This is a genomic window from Ideonella alba, from assembly GCF_018069875.1.
GTDB classification, from domain to species: Bacteria; Pseudomonadota; Gammaproteobacteria; order Burkholderiales; family Burkholderiaceae_C; genus Ideonella; species Ideonella alba.
The window spans coordinates 286584-304232 of sequence record NZ_JAGQDF010000004.1 but is presented as its reverse complement, the minus strand read 5'-3'; the positions used below and the strand labels follow the sequence as shown (position 1 = coordinate 304232).

The window sequence follows — 17649 nt, the reverse complement described above, 5'->3', positions numbered from 1 at the left end:
CTTTTGCGTTCAAGTCATGAATCCATGACGTTCCAGGGTATTAATCGCTGGCCAAGTATCGAATAAATTGCGAGCATGGAAAAGAGGCCCCCGCCCCGCGCCGTGCTGTTCGACGCCTACGGCACGCTGTTCGATGTCTACAGCGTGGGCCTGGAGGCCGGCCAGCTGTTTCCCGGCCGCGGCGACGCGCTGGCCCAGCTGTGGCGCGACAAGCAGATCGAATACACCCGCCTGGTATCGATGAGCGGCCCGCAGCACTACCGCCCGTTCTGGGAGATCACCCGCGAGGCGCTGCTGTTCTCGGCCGAGAAGCTGGGCCTGGCGCTCTCGCCCGAGGCCGAGCTGCGCCTGCTCAACGCCTACCGCCACCTGTCGGTCTTCCCCGAGAACCACGGCGTGCTGCAGGCCCTGAAGGACCGCGGGATCCCCACCGCCATCCTCAGCAATGGCGACCCCGAGATGCTGGCCGTCACGGTCAAGGGCGCCGGCCTGGGCGGCCTGCTGGACCACGTGCTGAGCGTGCACCCCACGCGCCGCTACAAGACCGACCCCGCCGCCTACCAGGTGGGCGTGGACGCGCTGGGCCTGCCCGCGCGCGAGGTGCTGTTCGTCTCCAGCAACGGCTGGGACGCGGTCGGCGCCACCTGGTTCGGCTTCAACACGCTGTGGGTCAACCGCAGCGGCGCGCCGCTGGAGCGCCTGGGCACCACCCCGCACCGCACCGGCACCAGCCTGCGCGACGTGCTGGCCTTCTTTCCCGATTGATTCCTTCTCTTCCTTGTGTTCCTTCCCTGAGGTTTGACATGACCGCACGCACCACCGTCCACGGCCTGCAAGTGGCCACCGAGCTGCACCGCTTCATCGAGGAGCAGGTGCTCCCCGGCACCGGCGTCGACGCCGCCGCCTTCTGGAAGGGCTTCGACCAGATCGTCGCCGACCTGGCGCCCAAGAACGCTGCGCTGCTGGCCGAGCGCGACCGCCTGCAGGCCGAGCTGGACGCCTGGCACACCAAGCACCCCGGCCCGATCAAGAACATGGGCAAGTACCGCGCCTTCCTGGAGAAGATCGGCTACCTGGTGCCGGTGCCGGGCAAGGTGAAGGCCACCACCAAGAACGTCGACGCCGAACTGGCCCTGCAGGCCGGCCCGCAGCTGGTGGTGCCCATCACCAACGCCCGCTATGCGCTGAACGCCGCCAATGCCCGCTGGGGCAGCCTGTACGACGCGCTGTACGGCACTGATGCATTGCCCGAGACCGACGGCGCCACCAAGGGCCCCGGCTACAACCCGGTGCGCGGCGCCAAGGTCATCGAATACGCCCGCCACGTGCTGGACCGCTGCGTGCCGCTGAAGAAGGGCTCGCACCTCGATTCCACCGCCTACCGCGTGGTCGACAACCAGCTGGCCGTGACGCTGAAGAACGGCAGCACCGTCGGCCTGAAGAACCCGGCCCAGTTCGTCGGCTTCCAGGGCGAGATGGGCGAGCCCAGCGCCGTGCTGCTGAGCCACCACGGCCTGCACATGGACCTGCGCATCGACCGCAGCACCACCATCGGCGCCAGCGACGCGGCCGGGGTCTGCGACCTGGTGCTCGAGTCGGCGCTGTCGACCATCCTGGACCTGGAAGACTCGGTCGCCGTGGTCGACGCCCAGGACAAGGTGCTGGCCTACGGCAACTGGCTGGGCATCCTCAAGGGCACGCTGACCGAAGAGGTCAGCAAGGGTGGCAAGACCTTCACCCGCGGCCTGAACCCCGATCGCCTGTACACCGGCCCGCGCGGCGAGGACGTGGCCCTGCACGGCCGCAGCCTGCTGTTCGTGCGCAATGTCGGTCACCTGATGACCAACCCGGCCATCCTGTGGGGCGAAGGCGCCAAGGAGATCCCCGAGGGCATCATGGACGCGGTCATCACCACGACCATCGCGCTGCATGACCTGAAGGGCAACGCCACCGCCGGCATCAAGAACAGCCGCAAGGGCTCGGTCTACATCGTCAAGCCCAAGATGCACGGCCCGGCGGAAGTGGCCTTTGCCTGCGAGCTGTTCACCCGCGTGGAGCAGCTGCTGGGCCTGCCCAAGGCCACCGTCAAGCTGGGCATCATGGACGAGGAGCGCCGCACCAGCGTCAACCTCAAGGCCTGCATTGCCGCGGCGGCCGACCGCGTGGCCTTCATCAACACCGGCTTCCTGGACCGCACCGGCGACGAGATGCACACCGCCATGCGCGCCGGCCCGATGATGCGCAAGGGCGACATGAAGACCAGCGCCTGGATCCAGGCCTATGAGCGTTCCAACGTGCTGGTGGGCCTGGAGTGCGGCCTGCGCGGCAAGGCCCAGATCGGCAAGGGCATGTGGGCCATGCCCGACCTGATGGCCGCGATGCTGCAGCAGAAGATCGGACACCCGCGCGCCGGTGCCAACACCGCCTGGGTGCCCAGCCCCACCGCCGCCACGCTGCATGCGCTGCACTACCACCAGGTGGACGTGTTCAAGGTGCAGAAGGAACTGGAAAAGACCGATGTCGATGCGGTGCGCGAGGAGATCCTCACCGGCCTGCTGACCATCCCCGTGGTGAAGAAGGCCAAGTGGTCCGACGAGGAGAAGCAGCAGGAGCTGGACAACAACGCCCAGGGCATCCTGGGCTACGTGGTGCGCTGGGTCGACCAGGGTGTGGGCTGCTCCAAGGTGCCCGACATCCACAACGTGGGCCTGATGGAAGACCGCGCCACGCTGCGCATCTCCAGCCAGCACATGGCCAACTGGCTGCTGCACGGCGTGGTCACCAAGGACCAGGTCAAGGCCACGCTCAAGCGCATGGCCAAGGTGGTGGACAAGCAGAACGCCGGCGACACCGCCTACACGCCGATGGCCAAGAACGCCAAGGGCGCCGCCTACCAGGCCGCCTGCGACCTGGTCTTCAAGGGCGTGGCCCAGCCCAGCGGCTACACCGAGCCGCTGCTGCATGCCTGGCGCCTGAAGGTGAAGGCCGGCGCCTGATCACGGCCCGCACCTGACACGACAACGGCGCCCCGCGGGGCGCCGTTGTGTTTGGGCGGCAGGTCTGGACCTCAGGGTGCGACCGAGCAGGTCGAGCCCAGCACGCCCTGGCCCTCGCCTCCGTCCAGCACCACGCTGGCGATGCGTTCGGTGGCTGGCGGCACCAGAATCACGTCGTAGACGACCTCGTTGTGGACCAACTCGCTGGTGAGTGTCTGGCCAGCGTCATTCAGGGCCCGCACCCGCACCACCTCGGTGGGCGACAGCAGCAGGCGCATCCGCACCCGCATGCCGGCCACGTGTGACTCGGGCATCGTGATCACCAGGCTGCGCGGGTCGAAGCTGAAGCCGTGCAGCACCTGGCCGTTGGCGGCCGTGAGGTCGCGCACCGTCGGGGCGACGCCGCCGCTGCGGTCCTTGAAGCGAAAGCCCTTGATCCTGAACTTGTCGGGCATCACGGTGCCAGCGTCGACGGCGTCCACGTTGGCGCAGCGGGTGGCGGCCTGGGCAGGCGCCAGCGTGGACAGGGCCAGCAGCGTGGCGGCGAGCAGGGCGGGGCGGATCATCGGCATCTCCTCATGCGTGGGTGTTGGATACCTCAGAGAACGCGATCCGCGCGCCGATCCGGACACGTGGCGGCCAGCGCCACAGCCGGAAAAGACAAGGGCGCCCCGCAGGGCGCCTTGGCGGGGGGGCAGCCGGGCTCAGCGCATGGCGCAGACGCCGTTGACCACGCCCTCGTTGGCGCCGCCCTTGACCTGCACCATCGTGATCGGCGCGGACACGGCGGTCAGCGTCGCCGTGTGCATGATGTTGTCGCTGGGCAGGATCAACACGTCTTGCACGCCGCCCGCGGCGTCCAGCGCCTCGATCGGCACACCCGCGCCGGCAAACGCGCCGATGCGCAGTTCCACGGTCAGCGACGGACCGGGCAGCGTGATGCGCAGACCGCGCGGGTCAAACTGCATGCCGTGCACCGGCTGGCCGATGATGTCGCTGAACACGTTCACGAACGGCGCCCAGCCGCCGCTGCGGTCCTGGAACTTGAACTTGGCCAGCTTGAACTTTTCCGGCAGCGGCGCGTTGTCCGGGAAGCCGAGGAAGTCGGTGCAGCGGATAGCGGCCTGGGCGGTGGGCAGCGCGGCCAGGGCGAGCAGGGCGGCAGCGATCAGGGTGCGGCGGGACATGGCGGACTCCTCAAGAAGTGGGTGGATACCTCAGAGAACGCGATGAGAGCGCGGATCCGGACATGGGTCCAGCGGGGTGATCCACCATGCCCCCAAATTTGCAGGTGCCATTGGGGGCGATGGCGCTATCGCGTGGGCGGAGCCGTCTGGCGCGGCGGTCGAGCTTAGAAGGCAACAGAGAGCCATGCGATTGGGGACGATCGCGCAGTCTTTTGGCAGGCTCCCCGGTACGAAGGCGTCATTCATGGATCGCCACCCCTTGGCAGGAGCCTCTAAGCACCGCCACAATCAGTCGTAACGGGCGTCCGATTTTCTCGTAAGATTTAAACTGTATAAAAATACAGTTAGCAAGGGAAAAGTTATGCGCGACAACGGTCGTTCGATGATTGACTGCTGCCTGATAAATCGGAACCGATCAGCGATCGCAGGATGTTGCGCCCTATGAGAACGCGTTAGGCCGCACAACTTCATCCGGTGACCGTAGTGAAAGCCTCTGACATACTCGATCGCTCGGGACTCTTTGATCACATATCTCCGCTCGTCGTTCTTGCAGGTGCGGGCGTTTCACTCGACTCCCCGTCCAACGTTCCACTGGCCAACGGCTTCACGTGGCACATCCTAGATTCGCTCCTCCCAAGCACTGCATCGTTGCGCGCGCGTTTTGCGGAGCAGTCCGAATATGGACTTACATGTCCTCGGCTAGAGACCGTCCTTGAGGTGGCCGTTGACGTATTTGGCAATCGAGCGTTGACTCCGCTGCGCGCACTTGCGGACATAAAGGCGAACAGATCGCATCGATTGCTCGCGGAGTTGTCAGATTTCGTTCCGATTATTACAACAAACCTGGACTGTGGAATTGAGAACGCAACCACTAGCGCGATCTATCGCGTCGTAGCAAACCAGACTCCAATTGGCGGGACTGGGTTACCCCCACTGCTAAAGCTACATGGCAGTGCCGATCTGGCTGTTGATCAACTAGGCGTCACCCTGAACGGCATTCGGCACGGGTACGGCACCTATATTGAATCCTCGCTTCGCTCCTTGTGGATGTCTTGTGGCGCACTTTTAGTCTGCGGCTACAGTGGTCTCGACACATGCGATCTCTGGAGATTCCTTAGGCGAGCCCGCGCAATGCCCAAGGCAAACCTCTCCGTCTATTGGATTGATCACACCGCCGAGTTTCAAATTGACGACGTCTCCCCGCCCACTCATTTTGGGTTCCATCTTTTTCGCCAATCCATTCCGACATCAAATCTCCATGTCCTAAGAGGCCCGACCTATGAATTCCTACACGCGATTCGGTCGCGTCTTCTAGACGCGTACATTGGGCCTTCTCCGGTTGAATCACCTGCGACTGCCCGCGAAGCGCCTGAGCTTGTTTGGAGCGGAATCTCTGAGCAGGAGAAGAGCGACTTCATGTTTGCCTTGTATGACAGACTCGGCCTAACGGATTTGCTACTTGATGAAGCACTGTTGCTTGAAGCAACGGAGGCCAATCGAACTCGGCAAGTTCACGCGGTTTTTAGGGCAGGTCTTGGTGGCGTGGTTTCAGTGACCATGCCAACCGGAGAATTGGCTGACATTGAGGAGTTCGCCAGAGTCGCCTCGTTGCACCGGCAAAGCGGCTACGAGACCCGGGTCGCCCTAGAGGAGAGACATCTTGATATCGATCACGCATCTATCGATTTCGAGAACTTGACCGTAAGCCGTAGCAAGGCAGATCAGCACCAGTTGGCACTTGTAGCTGAGTGGCTACTTGGAGTGATACACGCGGAGCTAATGATCTCCGCTGCCGAGATTGATTCCGGAGCATACAAGAGACTTTCAGAGAACGTCCAGAGGCTCGCCCCGACACTACTCAGAGTCGTTAAGGGCCTACTGATGTCAACGGGGGCTCGCTTGTTCGCCACACCGGCTGGGCTAAAGTCTCTGACTGCGATCTTGTACCTGCGAGATATCAATGTCTTGGACGAGTCGATCCTGACCATTGACGAACAAGGCGATGTCGATTTAGCCTTGAGCTTGTACGAGTCGCTACTGGCGGCTGATCAGAATGACGTGTTCTGGTCAGCATTTCTTATAAATGAGCTTGACGTTGCATTTGAGGCCACCAGACTACATCTTGAGTCGTACCTAGTCTTGCTGCTCGCCGGAAACGTAGACGAGCGAGATGCCCAGGGCATATCCTCCTCGTATCGTGGCCTACTTGGTCGAATGAATCAGGTTGCCGGATTCACTCGAAATCATCATATGCAACGGACGTCCGCCGACTATGACATGATTTTTGCGGAGCTTTCCCGAGTCGATAAGGGATCCACACGTTTTCGCGCGCTGCTGGACCATATGACGGACCTAGCCAGCGATCGAGATCAAGATGCACTACGAGTTATCCGGCAACTGCCAGATCTCAAACTTCGAGGGGCGTCCTAAGATGCAGAGCATCGCGGCACCATTAGCACGTGCGGCCTAACAGGTCGTTCAACCGGACGTGCTACGGCGAGCACCGCTTGGCCGCTCCGGTCCATGGCGGCTATTGTCCCTCCGCGGCCAGGCGGCGCTCGCCTCCGCACGCCGGTTAACTCTTCGTTAGCAGGCTGTTGAAATACTGTTCAGCAGGGTGCGCCACGATAAAGTTTGCCTATCGAGACCAAGCGTCGACGACCTGGGCCACCAGTAGTTCCCAGGTAGTGCGCAGAGTGAAGACGCCTCTTGATAGCTCCACTGCATCGCTTCAGATGTCATGAATCGGTTTTTCAACACCCTGTTAGGCGTCGCAAACTCCCGGATCGCGCAGCAAGCAAATGATCGAAGTCCCTCCTCAGGCTCGCCGATACGAGTGCAGATGGCGAGAGGTTGATGGTCGCCAAGTTCACTACTGGGTCGATCACTCTCCAGACGAGCCACATTGGCCCGACTCTGCCGTGATGCGATGGGACTTGAGACAACGCGACTGGGACAAAATTTGGCCGGAACTGATTGACCATCCGTGTGCCATCCTTTTTGCACCGCGCCACCCTCATCGGCCCGGTCCTAGAAGGTTCAAAGACTGGGTGGCGTCATGGCCAAGCGCTTTTGACTGGGCCCATGAATTGCCAGAGCACCTTCATGACGCAATCCGGAAGACTCTTGCCGATCTTGAGGCGGGAACTACAGCCGATGCGCGCGCTACAAGTGACGCAGACCCCAGTGAGTCTGGCTCAGTTGAACAGCAGCAGCCACATCACTCCGCCCAGCGCCGACAAGACACGGACGATCTGGTCGAACAACTGGTCGTAGCCTTGCTTGAGGTAGACGATTCGGTTCGTCCAGCTTTGGCTCAGCAACTTCAAGTTCTCGCCCTTGCACCCGACAGTGGAAGGGTCGTGCAGACCCTCAAGAACCTTCTTTCTCATAAGTCTTCGAGGACAGAAGGCGACGCCTAACATGTCGGTCAACCGGACGCGCTACGGCATGGCACCCAGGCCGCCAGCCGCTCGTTGTCTATGTTGCGCTTCGCGGCCAGGGCGCCATGCCTCTGCGCGCCAGTTACCTCTAAGCTAGGCATCTCAAGTGACTCCGTTCACTCTATCACCGACCAAGACACCGGACATACTGACGCCCACACTGCGGCACGCATGTGCACGATTGGTTCCTGGGACGGAGCCCGTGTTTGTGGAGAGAAAACCTTTACCAGGCGCCCGCATCAACAAGTGCACTTTCAACGTGCGCGAGTACCTGCAAAATAGCCCAGGCGACATGGTCCTCGGATGGGATGTGACCGTCTGGGAAGGCGTACTATTAAATTGCATAGGGCACGCGGTAGTCCGCAACGGCGACGAGTTTCTATGCGTTACGCCGAGCAAGTATCCCGAGCGAAAGCTACTTTTCCTCCCAGATCCCTCTTTGACTTTCGATTTCGAGGATGACAACGCACGTCTACCTGTGAGAGAAATTGCTCTTTCGTCCCGCCCGGAGGTTTTTAAGCTCATCGAAGTCACGATGCTTGAGCGCCAGATCAAGGTCAAGTACCCGGTATCCTCGAAGCCGACCCTCGTCCAGGGCCAAGACGCCGTGGAAATTCAGCGTCTTGGGCAGATGAAGAGCCAACTCATGTTGCGGGTCATTCTTGTCACAGCGGACCACAACACACGGTGCCCGTGCGGAAGCGGTAAGAAGTTCCGGAAGTGCCATCGGTCGGATGTCGAACGCATGCTTTCGTGAGTAAATGCAGAGATGCCAAACCACTCGTTCAACCCGACCCGCTACAGCAAGCGCCGTAAGCCCGGCCTGAGGCACTTGATGCATCATCTCAGCCCGCGCTTACGGCGCTTGCCTCCGCGGGTCGGTTAACTCGAACGTGAGGCATCTGAAACCGTGTCACAGACTGTCTCAGCGTCGAGGCTGCCGAATCATGTGCGTTGCGTTCGTCTGCGCTGACCACGGACCTATAGATCCATGGAGTGAAAACTGATGTTCGAAGCCGGTGAAGTAATAGATGATCGCTACACGGTCCTGGGGACCTGTAGCGAAGCAGGTGGAATGGGTTCACTGCTCTTCGTGCAGAGACTCGACTCGAATCGCAAGATCAAGCGCGTCTTGAAGTTCTGCAAACAAACGTCAGACGAATCACTGCGTCGATTCAGGCGCGAAGTTCGCCTAATGAAGGACTTCAAGGGAAACAGCAGAGTAATGCAGGTTATCTACTCCAACTTGGAGCATGAACCGCCCTACTTCGTAATGAAACACTACGAAGAGGGAGATCTCACGGGCATAGTGCCCAAGCTTCGCGACGACTACGAAGAGCAGGAACGTGTTTTCGACGCGATGATCGACTGCATCGCCGAGCTACATGCAGAGGAGGTATTTCATCGAGACATAAAGCCACAGAATTTCCTTGTAGATGGTGACGAGATCGTTGTTTCGGACTTTGGCCTCAGCACGGAGATTGACTCGTCAACGCTCTTCACGCGAAGCACAATGGGCTGGGGAACGCCAGGGTATCTGCCTCCTGAGTTTTGCTTGCCAGGCGGCTTCAAGAACGCAGATGCATCAAGCGATGTATTCATGCTTGGAAAGACCTTCTACTTTCTGCTTACGGGCCGAGACCCAACCTATCTTCTACCCGACGATGTACCGAAGCCGTTGATGGTTGTAATCGAACGCTGTTGCGTGGCCCACAAGCCCGGCAGATACCAGAGCCTATCTTCTTTACGCCAGAGTTTGACTTCAGCGTACGACGTACTGCTAAATCGTGTTGTTGGCTCCGCCTTGGCAGTCCGGACGCTACGGTCTATCGTTGATCGCCTGAAGACTTCTGGGAGGTACCGCGCGACTGAAGTAAGTACGTTCATCAATGAGCTCGCCATGCTTGAAGGGGCGGAAAGAGATCAACTTTGCAAGGAGATCGCGCCAGAAGTTTTCACTGTGCTCGCCCAAACCTCCCTGAAGAGTGATCACTCTCGCTTTCTGGCTGCCTACCGAGAAATGGCCAAAGGCGGAAGCTATGGATGGAGTTTCGCAGAGACAATTGCATCCAACATGCAGACCTTCTTTGACAGCGAGGAAGTCTCAGCGGCGGACAGAGCTGAGGCACTTCGGATTGCGATTCTGGCCGCTGAGTCCCAGAACCGCTTTGCAGCCATGGACACCTGCCGAGAGATGATTCGAGGCGTCGTAGATGAGGAACTAGCCCAGCACGTTCACGATGTGATCATCGAATTTCAAGATACTTTCATCGCTGGACTTGAAGAATCTTCCGTGCGGGCGGCAGCTATCCGCTCCGCATTGGCAAGCCTAAAGAAGCAATCCTCCGATGAGGGCGATGACGATCTTTGAGCGGTTGCAGCTTATGTGTCAGGTCCCGGGTGTTTGATCACCCGCTTGGCGAATAGATCGGGATGCGTCGCCTGCCATTTCTTGAGCGCTTGGTTCGGCGTGTTCAGGTCCAGCGCGCGCTGTGGCAGGTGCTCGTTGTAGAGCCAGGAGAAGCGGTGAAGCGTCGTCCCCAGGTCATGGGCGCTGTTGAAGCGATGCGACTTCAGAACCTGCGTCAGTCGCCCGTTGAAGCGCTCCACCATGCCGTTGGTCTGCGGATGCTTGGGCTCGGTCAGTCGGTGCCACGCAATGGTTATCGATTTCACCGGCCGCCGGTTTGACCTGTGGTGGGCATCTTCTAGCGCACGTCCGGGTGGAGGATCGGGTGTGAGTTTGCCGCTCGGCTCAGGCCGTGGGCGAAGGCTTCAGGCTGCACCTGGCTGCAGGAGGCTCGGGCACGCGGTCGGGGTTGAATGCTGCATCGCGCGTGGGCACCGCCAGGCCCACCATCACCAGCTCGCGTGATTCGGCCTGGCGCTCCAGGTCCGCTCACCAGCACCGACAGCAGCACCATGATCAACGGGCCGGGCCGGGCCGCAGCCCGCTCAGCCGTAGGTCGGAAACGGCGCCACGATGTCCCGCACGGCGGCGCGCACCCGCGACTCGGTTGCTGCCTGGTCGTCGGGACGGGTGCGCAGGCCCTCCAGCACCTCGGCGATCAGGTCACCGATCTGTTCCACCTGCGCCTGCCCCAGGCCCCGCGTGGTCGCGCCCGACAGGCCGAAGCGCAGCCCCGACATCACCTTCAGGTCGGCTGCGTCCGAGGGGATGGGATTCATGTTGGCGATGATGCCGGCGCGCTCCAGGCTCTGGGCGGCGGGTGCCCCGGTCAGGCCCTGGGCGCGCAGGTCCACCAGCATCAGCGGCGTGTCGGTGCCGCCGCCGACCAGATCGAAGCCGTGCTGCTGCAGCCGCCGCGCCAGCGCGCGCGCATTCGCCAGTACGGCCTGGGCGTAGTGGGCGAATGAGGGCTGCAGCGCCTCGCCCAGCGCCACCGCCTTGCCGGCGAGGATGTGCAGCGAGGGCGTGCCCTGCAGGCCCGGGAACACCGCGTTGTTGATCGGCTTGCGCAGGGCCTCGTCGTTCCACAGGATGATCGCCCCGCGCGGACCGCGCAGCGACTTGTAGGTGGTGGTCGTGACGATGTCGGCGTGGGGGAAGGGGCTGGCGTGCGCGCCGCCGGCCACCAGGCCCGCGAAGTGCGCCATGTCCACCAGCAGCTTGGCGCCGCCGGCGTCGGCGGCGCGCCGCAGGGCCGCGAAGTCCAGTGCCCGCGGGTAGGCCGAGCCCCCGGCGATCAGCAGCCGCGGCCGGTGCTGGCGCGCCAGCGCGATGACCTCGTCGTAGTCGATCAGGCCATCCTCGGCGCGCACGCCGTAGCTGACGATGCGAAACCACTGGCTGCTGGCGTTCGCCTCGGCGCCGTGGCTGAGGTGGCCGCCGGCATTCAGGTTCATCGACAGGATGGTCTCGCCGGGCCGGGCCACCGCATGCAGCACCGCATGGTTGGCCTGGCTGCCTGAATGCGGCTGCACGTTGGCGAAGCGACAGCCGAAGAGCTGGCAGGCGCGGTCGATGGCCGCCTGCTCGATGACGTCGACGTTCACGCCGCCCGCGTGGTAGCGCTTGCCGGGATAGCCCTCGACGGTCTTGTTGGTCAGGATCGAGCCCTGCACCTCCAGCACCGCCCGGCTGACGATGTTCTCCGAGGCGATCAGCTCGATCACATCCCGGGTGCGGGCCTTCTCGCGGGCGATCGCCTGGGCGATCAGCGGATCGGTCTGCTCGACCCCGGCGCTGAAGTAGCCGGCGGGCAGGAGGGCGGGCGGCATGGCGTGGCGCTCTGGTGGCGGGGCTCAGGCGCCGAAGGCGCGGCCCTTCTGGCCCAGCAGGGCGTCCTTCAGACCGGCGTCCGCCGGCGCCTGGCCCAGCCAGATGCTCATCAGCACGTTGAAGAACTCGGGCTCCTTGATCGGCTCGATCTCGGGCTTGCCGTTGACCACCACCACCGTGCCCTGGCCGGGCAGGTAGTCGACGCTGAACGAATCGCCGGCCGCCAGCTTCTTCTTGCGGGCGAACAGCTCGGCCAGCTTCAGCGTGCCCGGGATGGACTTGGCGAACTCCTGGCGCGAGGCGTTCTTCTCCATGCCCTGGGTGAACAGCTTGCCCAGCTCGTTGGCATCGATCTCGCGCAGCATCACGATGTGCAGGCGGCGCGGGCCGGGCGTGGCGTAGACCGCCTCAGGCGTGGTGGCGGGGCGGCCCAGGTACAGGCCGGCGGTGTAGACCTTGAAGATGGCCTTGTAGCGGATGCCCGCGCCGTTGAGCTGCAGCCGGCTGCCGGCCACGGTCTCGAAGGCGTCGTAGCGCACGCCGGCGAGCTCCACCGGCGGCGGATCGGCCGCGCGGACGCTCCAGGGGGACAGGGCCAGCGCCGCCGCCAGGGCGGGCAGCATCGAACGACGTCTCATGGTGGGCACTCCTTGGGTACTGCAGGTGCGCTGTGGGCGCGGCGGGCCGGGTCGGTCCGCAGCGGGCTCGAGTGTCGCCAATGCCGGGCGGCCTGTAAACCGGGGGAACGCAAGAGACCCTGGAGGTCGCTGCGCTACACTCGGGCGCATGTTCACCTCGCGCAAATGGATGGCGTCGTCGATCGACCGGGGAGCCTGGCCCTGGCGTCGCTGGCCGGCCTGATCCTTTGCCGCCTGCCTGAGCGCCCGTGACCGGGCCCGCCAGCGCGCCGGTTTCCTGCCGCGGTCCGCTGGGCCGCCGCCACCCGACACCTCTGCCCGAGCCGCTCCCCTTCATGCTGCCGCATGCGCAGCCGGCCGGGCCCCGTCAAGGACCCGACCCGTGATCACCGAACTCGAATTCAAGAGCCTGGCCGACGAGGGCTACAACCGCATCGCGCTGATCGCCGAGGCCTTCGCCGACCTCGAGACCCCGCTGTCGCTCTACCTGAAGCTGGCCGGCGGCCACAAGCACAGCTTCCTGCTGGAATCGGTGGTGGGCGGCGAGCGCTTCGGCCGCTACAGCTTCATCGGCCTGCCCGCCCGCACCCTGCTGCGCGCCACCGACGGCGTGACCGAGGTGGTCACCGACGGCGCGGTGGTCGAGCGCCATGAAGGCAACCCGCTGGACTTCGTGGCCCAGTACCAGCAGCGCTTCAAGCCGGCGCTGCGCCCGGGCCTGCCGCGTTTCTGCGGCGGCCTGGCCGGCTACTTCGGCTACGAGACCGTGCGCTACATCGAGAAGAAGCTGGCCGGCGTGAAGAAGCCCGGCGGCATCGGTACGCCCGACATCCTGCTGCTGCAGACCGAGGAGCTGGCGGTCATCGACAACCTCTCGGGCCGGCTGTACCTGATCGTCTGGGCCGATCCGTCGCAGCCCGAGGCCTACTTCAAGGGCAAGAAGCGCCTGGCCGAGCTGAGCGACAAGCTGCGCTACAGCGTCACCGCGCCGCAGGTGAAACGCGGCGCCAGCCACGCGGTGGAGCGCGAGTTCGCCAAGGCCGACTTCGAGCGCGCGGTGCTCAAGGCCAAGGAGTACATCGCCGCCGGCGACTGCATGCAGATCGTCATCGGCCAGCGTCTGAAGAAGCGCTACACCGAGAGCCCGCTGTCGCTGTACCGCGCGCTGCGCTCGCTGAACCCCAGCCCCTACATGTACTACTACGACATGGGCGACTTCCAGATTGTCGGCGCCAGCCCCGAGATCCTGGTGCGGCAGGAAGCGCGGCCCGAAGGCCAGGTGGTCACCATCCGCCCGATCGCCGGCACCCGCCCGCGCGGCGCCACGCCCGAGCAGGACCGCCAGCTCGAGGCCGACCTGCTGGCCGACATGAAGGAGCGCGCCGAGCATGTGATGCTGATCGACCTGGCACGCAACGACGTGGGCCGCATCGCCCAGACCGGCAGCGTCAAGGTCACCGAGGCCTTCGGCATCGAGCGCTACTCGCATGTGATGCACATCGTCAGCAACGTCGAAGGCCTGCTGCAGCCGGGCCTGAGCGCGCTGGATGTGCTCAAGGCCAGTTTCCCGGCCGGCACGCTCAGCGGCGCGCCGAAGATCCATGCGATGGAGATCATCGACGAGCTGGAAATCTCCCAGCGCGGCATCTACGGCGGCGCCTGCGGCTACCTCAGCTTTGCCGGCGACATGGACGTGGCCATCGCCATCCGCACCGGCATCGTCAAGGACAACACGCTCTACGTGCAGGCAGGTGCCGGCGTGGTGGCCGACTCGGTGCCCGAGCTGGAGTGGAAGGAAACCGAGGCCAAGGCGCGCGCGGTGATCCGCGCGGCGGAGCTGGTCGAAGAAGGCTTCTGATCGACAGGCGGGGTGGCGCGCTCAGCGCCACCACCAGGCCCGGGCATGGGCCAGGCCGGCCGCACCCAGGCAGGCGGCCACCACCCACGGCGCCGCGCCCGCCATGTGCAGCCGCCAGGCCAGCACCAGACCGGCGCCGGCCAGCACCGAGCGCAGCCGCTGCGGCTGCGCAGGGCGGCGGTACAACAGCAGCCACAGCGCCTCGGCGGCCATCAGCGCCAGGATGGCGTTCAGCAGCCAGGGCAGCCAGAGCGTGGGCAGGGCAGGCATCACGGACCGAACGGCGGGTTCAGGTCCACCACCGCGCGGTTGAGCACCGCAGCGAAGGTCACCCAGGCCAGGTAGGGCAGCAGGAACAGCGCCGCCCGGCGCGAGCGTGGCCAGCTGATCACCACCAGCAGCGCGATCGAAGCCCACAACAGCCCCACCTCGGCCAGCGCCCAGTCGGGCCGGCGCAGGCGGAAGAACAGCAGGCTCCACCCCACGTTCAGGCAGGCGTTCAGGCTCCAGGCCAGCAGCAGGTTCAGGCGCTGCGCGCGCGTGTGGCTGGCCTGCCAGGCCTCGGCGGCCGACAGCGCACACAGCGCGTAGATCAGCGTCCAGACCGGACCGAACCAGGCGTCGGGCGGCTGCCAGGGGGGGCGCTGCAGGCTGGCGTACCAGGGGCCGATGTCGGTGGACAGCCCACCCAGCGCGGCCACGGCCAGCGCGGCGGCGGCGGCGGCCAGCCGCGCGCGGGTGACAGGACTCATACGCGCGCCAGACCCAGCAGGTGCGCCACGTCCTTGGCAAAGATGCGCAGATGGGCCATCGGCTTGGCGCGCACCAGGCGCTTGTTCATGTAGGCGTCGAAGGTGAGCTGCTGCACGTCGCGGTCGCGGCAGATGCTGACGAAGCGCTCGCGCAGGCGGTCGTTGCGGTACCAGAACCACTGCATCGCACCCAGCACCCAGAACACGCGGCCGTGCTCGCGCATGAAGCGCGCGCGGGCCTGGCGCAGATCGCGCACGTCGCCACTGGCCAGGAAGGCCAGGGCCGCCTCGGCCGCCAGGCGGCCGCCCAGCATCGCGTAGTAGATGCCCTCGCCCGAGGCCGGCGCCACCACGCCGGCGGCATCGCCGGCCAGCAGCACGTCCTGGCCATCGTCCCAGCGCGGCAGCGGCTTGAGCGGCAGCGGCGCGCCCTCGCGGCGCAGCGTGGTGGCCGCGGCCAGGCCGCTGGCCTCGCGCAGCCGGCCCACGGCGCCGCGCAGCGAGAAGCCCTGCTCGGCGCTGCCGGTGCCCACGCTCATCGTGCGGCCGTGCGGGAAGATCCAGGCGTAGAAGTCGGGCGACAGGCTGCCGCGGTAGATCACGTCACAGCGCTCGGGGTCGACGCCCGGCGGCGTGTCGATGATCTCGTGGTACGCGAAGACGAAGCGGCCGCGGTCCCAGCCCGGCACCGTGCCGCGTGCCACCGCCGAGTTGGCGCCGTCGGCGCCGATCACGCAGCGGGTGCGAAAACGCAGGTCGGTGCCGTCGGCCCGGCGGGCATGGACCACGCGCACGCCGTCGGTGTCGCGGCCCAGGCTCTCGAAGCGGGCGGTGCAGCGCTCGGCGCCCGCGGCCTCGGCGCGCTGGCGCAGCCACTCGTCGAAGTGCTCGCGGTCAACCAGGCCCACATAGCCGTTCTCGATCGGGATGTCGACGTGCTTGTCCGAGGGCGCCACCATGCGCGCGCAGCGCGCCTTGGCCACCAGCAGCGATTCAGGGATGTCGAAGTCGCGCATCAGGCGCGGCGGGATCGCACCGCCACAGGGCTTGATGCGCCCGGCGCGGTCGATCAGCAGCACGCGCTTTCCGGCGCGGGCGGCCTCGTGCGCCGCGGTGGCGCCGGCCGGGCCGCCGCCCACCACGACCAGGTCCAGCGGGCGGGCGTTGACGTTCATGGCGGCGTTCATCGGGGCACCTGCAGGGTGGTCGGGCCGGTCAGCGCACCGGGGCCGGACGCCGGTCTGGCGCGGCGCCGTCCGGCGGCGATGCCGGCGGCGGCCACGAACATCGCCGCCTCCAGCGCGAAGACACTGGCGTAGGCGGTGTCCGGCAGGCCGAAGGCCCAGCGCGCCAGGTCGCTGGCGCCGGTGCCGACCAGACCGCCCAGCCCGAAGGCAATGCCCTGTGCGGCGCCGAACAGGCCCATGCGCACGCCCTCGCGGCCGCCGCCCTGGGCGCCTGCCAGGTGCATCATCGAGCCGATCGCGGCGATCGAGAACGCGCCATTGGCGGCGCCCAGCAGCCACACGTTCAGGCGGAACGGCCACTCGGGACCGACCAGCGCCGCCATCACCAGGCCGGCCATCGCCAGCGCCGAGGCGATGCAGCCGCCCACCGTCCAGCCACGCAGCGTGCCCAGGCGCAGGCCACGCCATTCGCGCCCTGCGGCGGCGGCGGCCAGCATGCCCACCAGCACGCCGCCGTGCTGCAGCCCGGACAGGCTGGTGGTCTGGCCCGGCGTGTAGCCCAGCACCTGGCCGGCAAAGGGCTCCAGCACCAGGTCCTGCGCCGCGTAGGCCAGCATCGACAGGAAGACGAAGACCGAGAAGCGGCGCGCGTCCTCGTCGGCCCAGACTTCGCGCAGCGCGGTGCGGAAGGCCTGGGCGTCGGGCCGGGCCTCGTCCGGCCCGGCACTGGCCGGCGCGCGGCCCTCCAGGCCCCACAGCGCCAGCACCGTCACCAGCACCGCGATCAGCGCCACGCCGCTGGTCACCTGCACCAGGCGGGCGGGGCTGTAGGGGTCGAGCAGCTTGCCGGTGACACCGGCGGTGACGGCAAAGCCCACGATCATCATCAGCCACACCACGGTGGCCGCGCCGGCGCGGCGGTCGGGCGCCACGCGCTTGGCCAGCAGTGTCAGCAAGGCCGTGCCGCAGGCGCTGACGCCCAGGCCGATCAGCACGAAGCCCAGCGCCGCCAGCGCAGCGCCCGGGCCGGGCTCGCTGCCCATCCAGGCGGTGGCCAGCGCCGCCAGCACGCCGCCACTGGCCAGCACCGCCATGCCGCCGATGATCCAGGGCGTGCGGCGGCCGCCCACGTCGCTGCCATGGCCCATGCGCGGACGGGTGATCTGCACCGCGTGGTGCAGCGCCACCAGCAGGCCGGGCAGCAGCGCGGGCAGTGCCAGCTCGACCACCATCACCCGGTTCAAGGTGGAGGTGGTCAGCACCACGATCGCCCCCAGCGCGGCCTGCACCAGGCCGAGCCGGGCCACCTGGGGCCAGCCGAAGAAGGAGGTCATCGCAGCAGTCC

General features: G+C 65.5%; 15 protein-coding genes and 1 pseudogene. 6 read left to right on the top strand and 10 right to left on the bottom strand.

The features are described from left to right. Positions 1–75 precede the first annotated feature (75 nt). Complete coding sequence (locus KAK07_RS08830; protein WP_210860293.1) at positions 76–765, top strand: haloacid dehalogenase type II; 690 nt, start codon at positions 76–78, stop codon at positions 763–765. Between the two features lie 38 nt (positions 766–803). Then, positions 804–2996, top strand: a complete 2193-nt coding sequence (locus KAK07_RS08825) for a malate synthase G (RefSeq protein ID WP_210860291.1) — start codon at positions 804–806, stop codon at positions 2994–2996. Positions 2997–3067: 71 nt separating this feature from the next. Here the strand turns inward: KAK07_RS08825 and KAK07_RS08820 are convergent, their stop codons facing one another. Next, positions 3068–3562, bottom strand: coding sequence for a hypothetical protein (locus KAK07_RS08820; protein WP_210860289.1), 495 nt, complete (start codon positions 3560–3562; stop codon positions 3068–3070). 138 nt (positions 3563–3700) lie between these two features. Further along, positions 3701–4183, bottom strand: coding sequence for a hypothetical protein (locus KAK07_RS08815; protein WP_210860287.1), 483 nt, complete (start codon positions 4181–4183; stop codon positions 3701–3703). Positions 4184–4666: 483 nt separating this feature from the next. Here KAK07_RS08815 and KAK07_RS08810 point away from each other — a divergent pair, with 483 nt between their 5' ends. After that, positions 4667–6613, top strand: coding sequence for an SIR2 family protein (locus KAK07_RS08810; RefSeq protein WP_210860284.1), 1947 nt, complete (start codon positions 4667–4669; stop codon positions 6611–6613). A 767-nt stretch (positions 6614–7380) separates the two neighbouring features. Here KAK07_RS08810 and KAK07_RS08805 read toward each other — a convergent pair. Next, a complete protein-coding gene (locus KAK07_RS08805) occupies positions 7381–7575 on the bottom strand; it encodes a hypothetical protein (protein WP_210860282.1) in 195 nt (64 codons plus the stop codon). Between the two features lie 310 nt (positions 7576–7885). Here KAK07_RS08805 and KAK07_RS25720 point away from each other — a divergent pair, with 310 nt between their 5' ends. Then, positions 7886–8383 carry an SEC-C domain-containing protein gene (locus KAK07_RS25720; RefSeq protein WP_210860281.1) on the top strand — a complete coding sequence of 166 codons (498 nt, stop codon included), beginning with the start codon at positions 7886–7888 and terminating at the stop codon, positions 8381–8383. A 249-nt stretch (positions 8384–8632) separates the two neighbouring features. Continuing rightward, on the top strand, positions 8633–9997 hold the full coding sequence (locus tag KAK07_RS08795; protein WP_210860279.1) for a protein kinase domain-containing protein: 1365 nt from the start codon (positions 8633–8635) through the stop codon (positions 9995–9997). Between the two features lie 11 nt (positions 9998–10008). Here the strand turns inward: KAK07_RS08795 and KAK07_RS08790 are convergent. The 3 genes and pseudogenes from KAK07_RS08790 to KAK07_RS08780 all read right to left on the bottom strand — a co-directional run. Beyond that, positions 10009–10278: pseudogene (locus KAK07_RS08790) on the bottom strand (integrase core domain-containing protein); the annotation flags it as partial. A gap of 303 nt (positions 10279–10581) precedes the next feature. Beyond that, complete coding sequence (gene glyA / locus KAK07_RS08785) at positions 10582–11868, bottom strand: serine hydroxymethyltransferase (protein WP_210852991.1); 1287 nt, start codon at positions 11866–11868, stop codon at positions 10582–10584. 24 nt (positions 11869–11892) lie between these two features. Continuing rightward, entirely contained in the window at positions 11893–12507 is a 615-nt protein-coding gene (locus KAK07_RS08780; RefSeq protein WP_210852989.1) for a chalcone isomerase family protein, read from the bottom strand. A gap of 382 nt (positions 12508–12889) precedes the next feature. Here KAK07_RS08780 and trpE point away from each other — a divergent pair, with 382 nt between their 5' ends. Next, positions 12890–14365 (top strand): anthranilate synthase component I, encoded by a 1476-nt coding sequence (gene trpE, locus KAK07_RS08775; protein WP_210803208.1) that lies wholly within the window; start codon positions 12890–12892, stop codon positions 14363–14365. 21 nt (positions 14366–14386) lie between these two features. Here the strand turns inward: trpE and KAK07_RS08770 are convergent, their stop codons facing one another. From KAK07_RS08770 to KAK07_RS08755, 4 genes are read right to left on the bottom strand one after another with little or no spacing between them, the layout of a single operon-like run. Then, positions 14387–14635 (bottom strand): hypothetical protein, encoded by a 249-nt coding sequence (locus KAK07_RS08770; RefSeq protein WP_210852987.1) that lies wholly within the window; start codon positions 14633–14635, stop codon positions 14387–14389. Then, positions 14635–15117 (bottom strand): TspO/MBR family protein, encoded by a 483-nt coding sequence (locus KAK07_RS08765; RefSeq protein WP_210852986.1) that lies wholly within the window; start codon positions 15115–15117, stop codon positions 14635–14637. Before KAK07_RS08765 ends, KAK07_RS08770 begins: the two co-directional genes overlap by 1 nt. Further along, complete coding sequence (locus KAK07_RS08760) at positions 15114–16304, bottom strand: geranylgeranyl diphosphate reductase (protein WP_247660980.1); 1191 nt, start codon at positions 16302–16304, stop codon at positions 15114–15116. Before KAK07_RS08760 ends, KAK07_RS08765 begins: the two co-directional genes overlap by 4 nt. After that, a complete protein-coding gene (locus tag KAK07_RS08755) occupies positions 16301–17638 on the bottom strand; it encodes a BCD family MFS transporter (protein WP_210860267.1) in 1338 nt (445 codons plus the stop codon). The genes KAK07_RS08760 and KAK07_RS08755 overlap by 4 nt, the downstream gene beginning before the upstream one ends. Positions 17639–17649: the final 11 nt, after the last annotated feature.

Excerpts from the sequence above, each read along its gene's own strand:
- KAK07_RS08830 (WP_210860293.1), top strand. The coding sequence starts at position 76 with ATGGAAAAGAGGCCCCCGCCCCGCGCCGTGCTGTTCGACGCCTACGGC.
- KAK07_RS08825 (WP_210860291.1), top strand. The coding sequence starts at position 804 with ATGACCGCACGCACCACCGTCCACGGCCTGCAAGTGGCCACCGAGCTG.
- KAK07_RS08820 (WP_210860289.1), bottom strand. The coding sequence starts at position 3,562 with ATGATCCGCCCCGCCCTGCTCGCCGCCACGCTGCTGGCCCTGTCCACG.
- KAK07_RS08815 (WP_210860287.1), bottom strand. The coding sequence starts at position 4,183 with ATGTCCCGCCGCACCCTGATCGCTGCCGCCCTGCTCGCCCTGGCCGCG.
- KAK07_RS08805 (WP_210860282.1), bottom strand. The coding sequence starts at position 7,575 with ATGAGAAAGAAGGTTCTTGAGGGTCTGCACGACCCTTCCACTGTCGGG.
- KAK07_RS08795 (WP_210860279.1), top strand. The coding sequence starts at position 8,633 with ATGTTCGAAGCCGGTGAAGTAATAGATGATCGCTACACGGTCCTGGGG.
- glyA (WP_210852991.1), bottom strand. The coding sequence starts at position 11,868 with ATGCCGCCCGCCCTCCTGCCCGCCGGCTACTTCAGCGCCGGGGTCGAG.
- KAK07_RS08780 (WP_210852989.1), bottom strand. The coding sequence starts at position 12,507 with ATGAGACGTCGTTCGATGCTGCCCGCCCTGGCGGCGGCGCTGGCCCTG.
- KAK07_RS08770 (WP_210852987.1), bottom strand. The coding sequence starts at position 14,635 with ATGCCTGCCCTGCCCACGCTCTGGCTGCCCTGGCTGCTGAACGCCATC.
- KAK07_RS08765 (WP_210852986.1), bottom strand. The coding sequence starts at position 15,117 with ATGAGTCCTGTCACCCGCGCGCGGCTGGCCGCCGCCGCCGCCGCGCTG.
- KAK07_RS08760 (WP_247660980.1), bottom strand. The coding sequence starts at position 16,304 with ATGAACGCCGCCATGAACGTCAACGCCCGCCCGCTGGACCTGGTCGTG.
- KAK07_RS08755 (WP_210860267.1), bottom strand. The coding sequence starts at position 17,638 with ATGACCTCCTTCTTCGGCTGGCCCCAGGTGGCCCGGCTCGGCCTGGTG.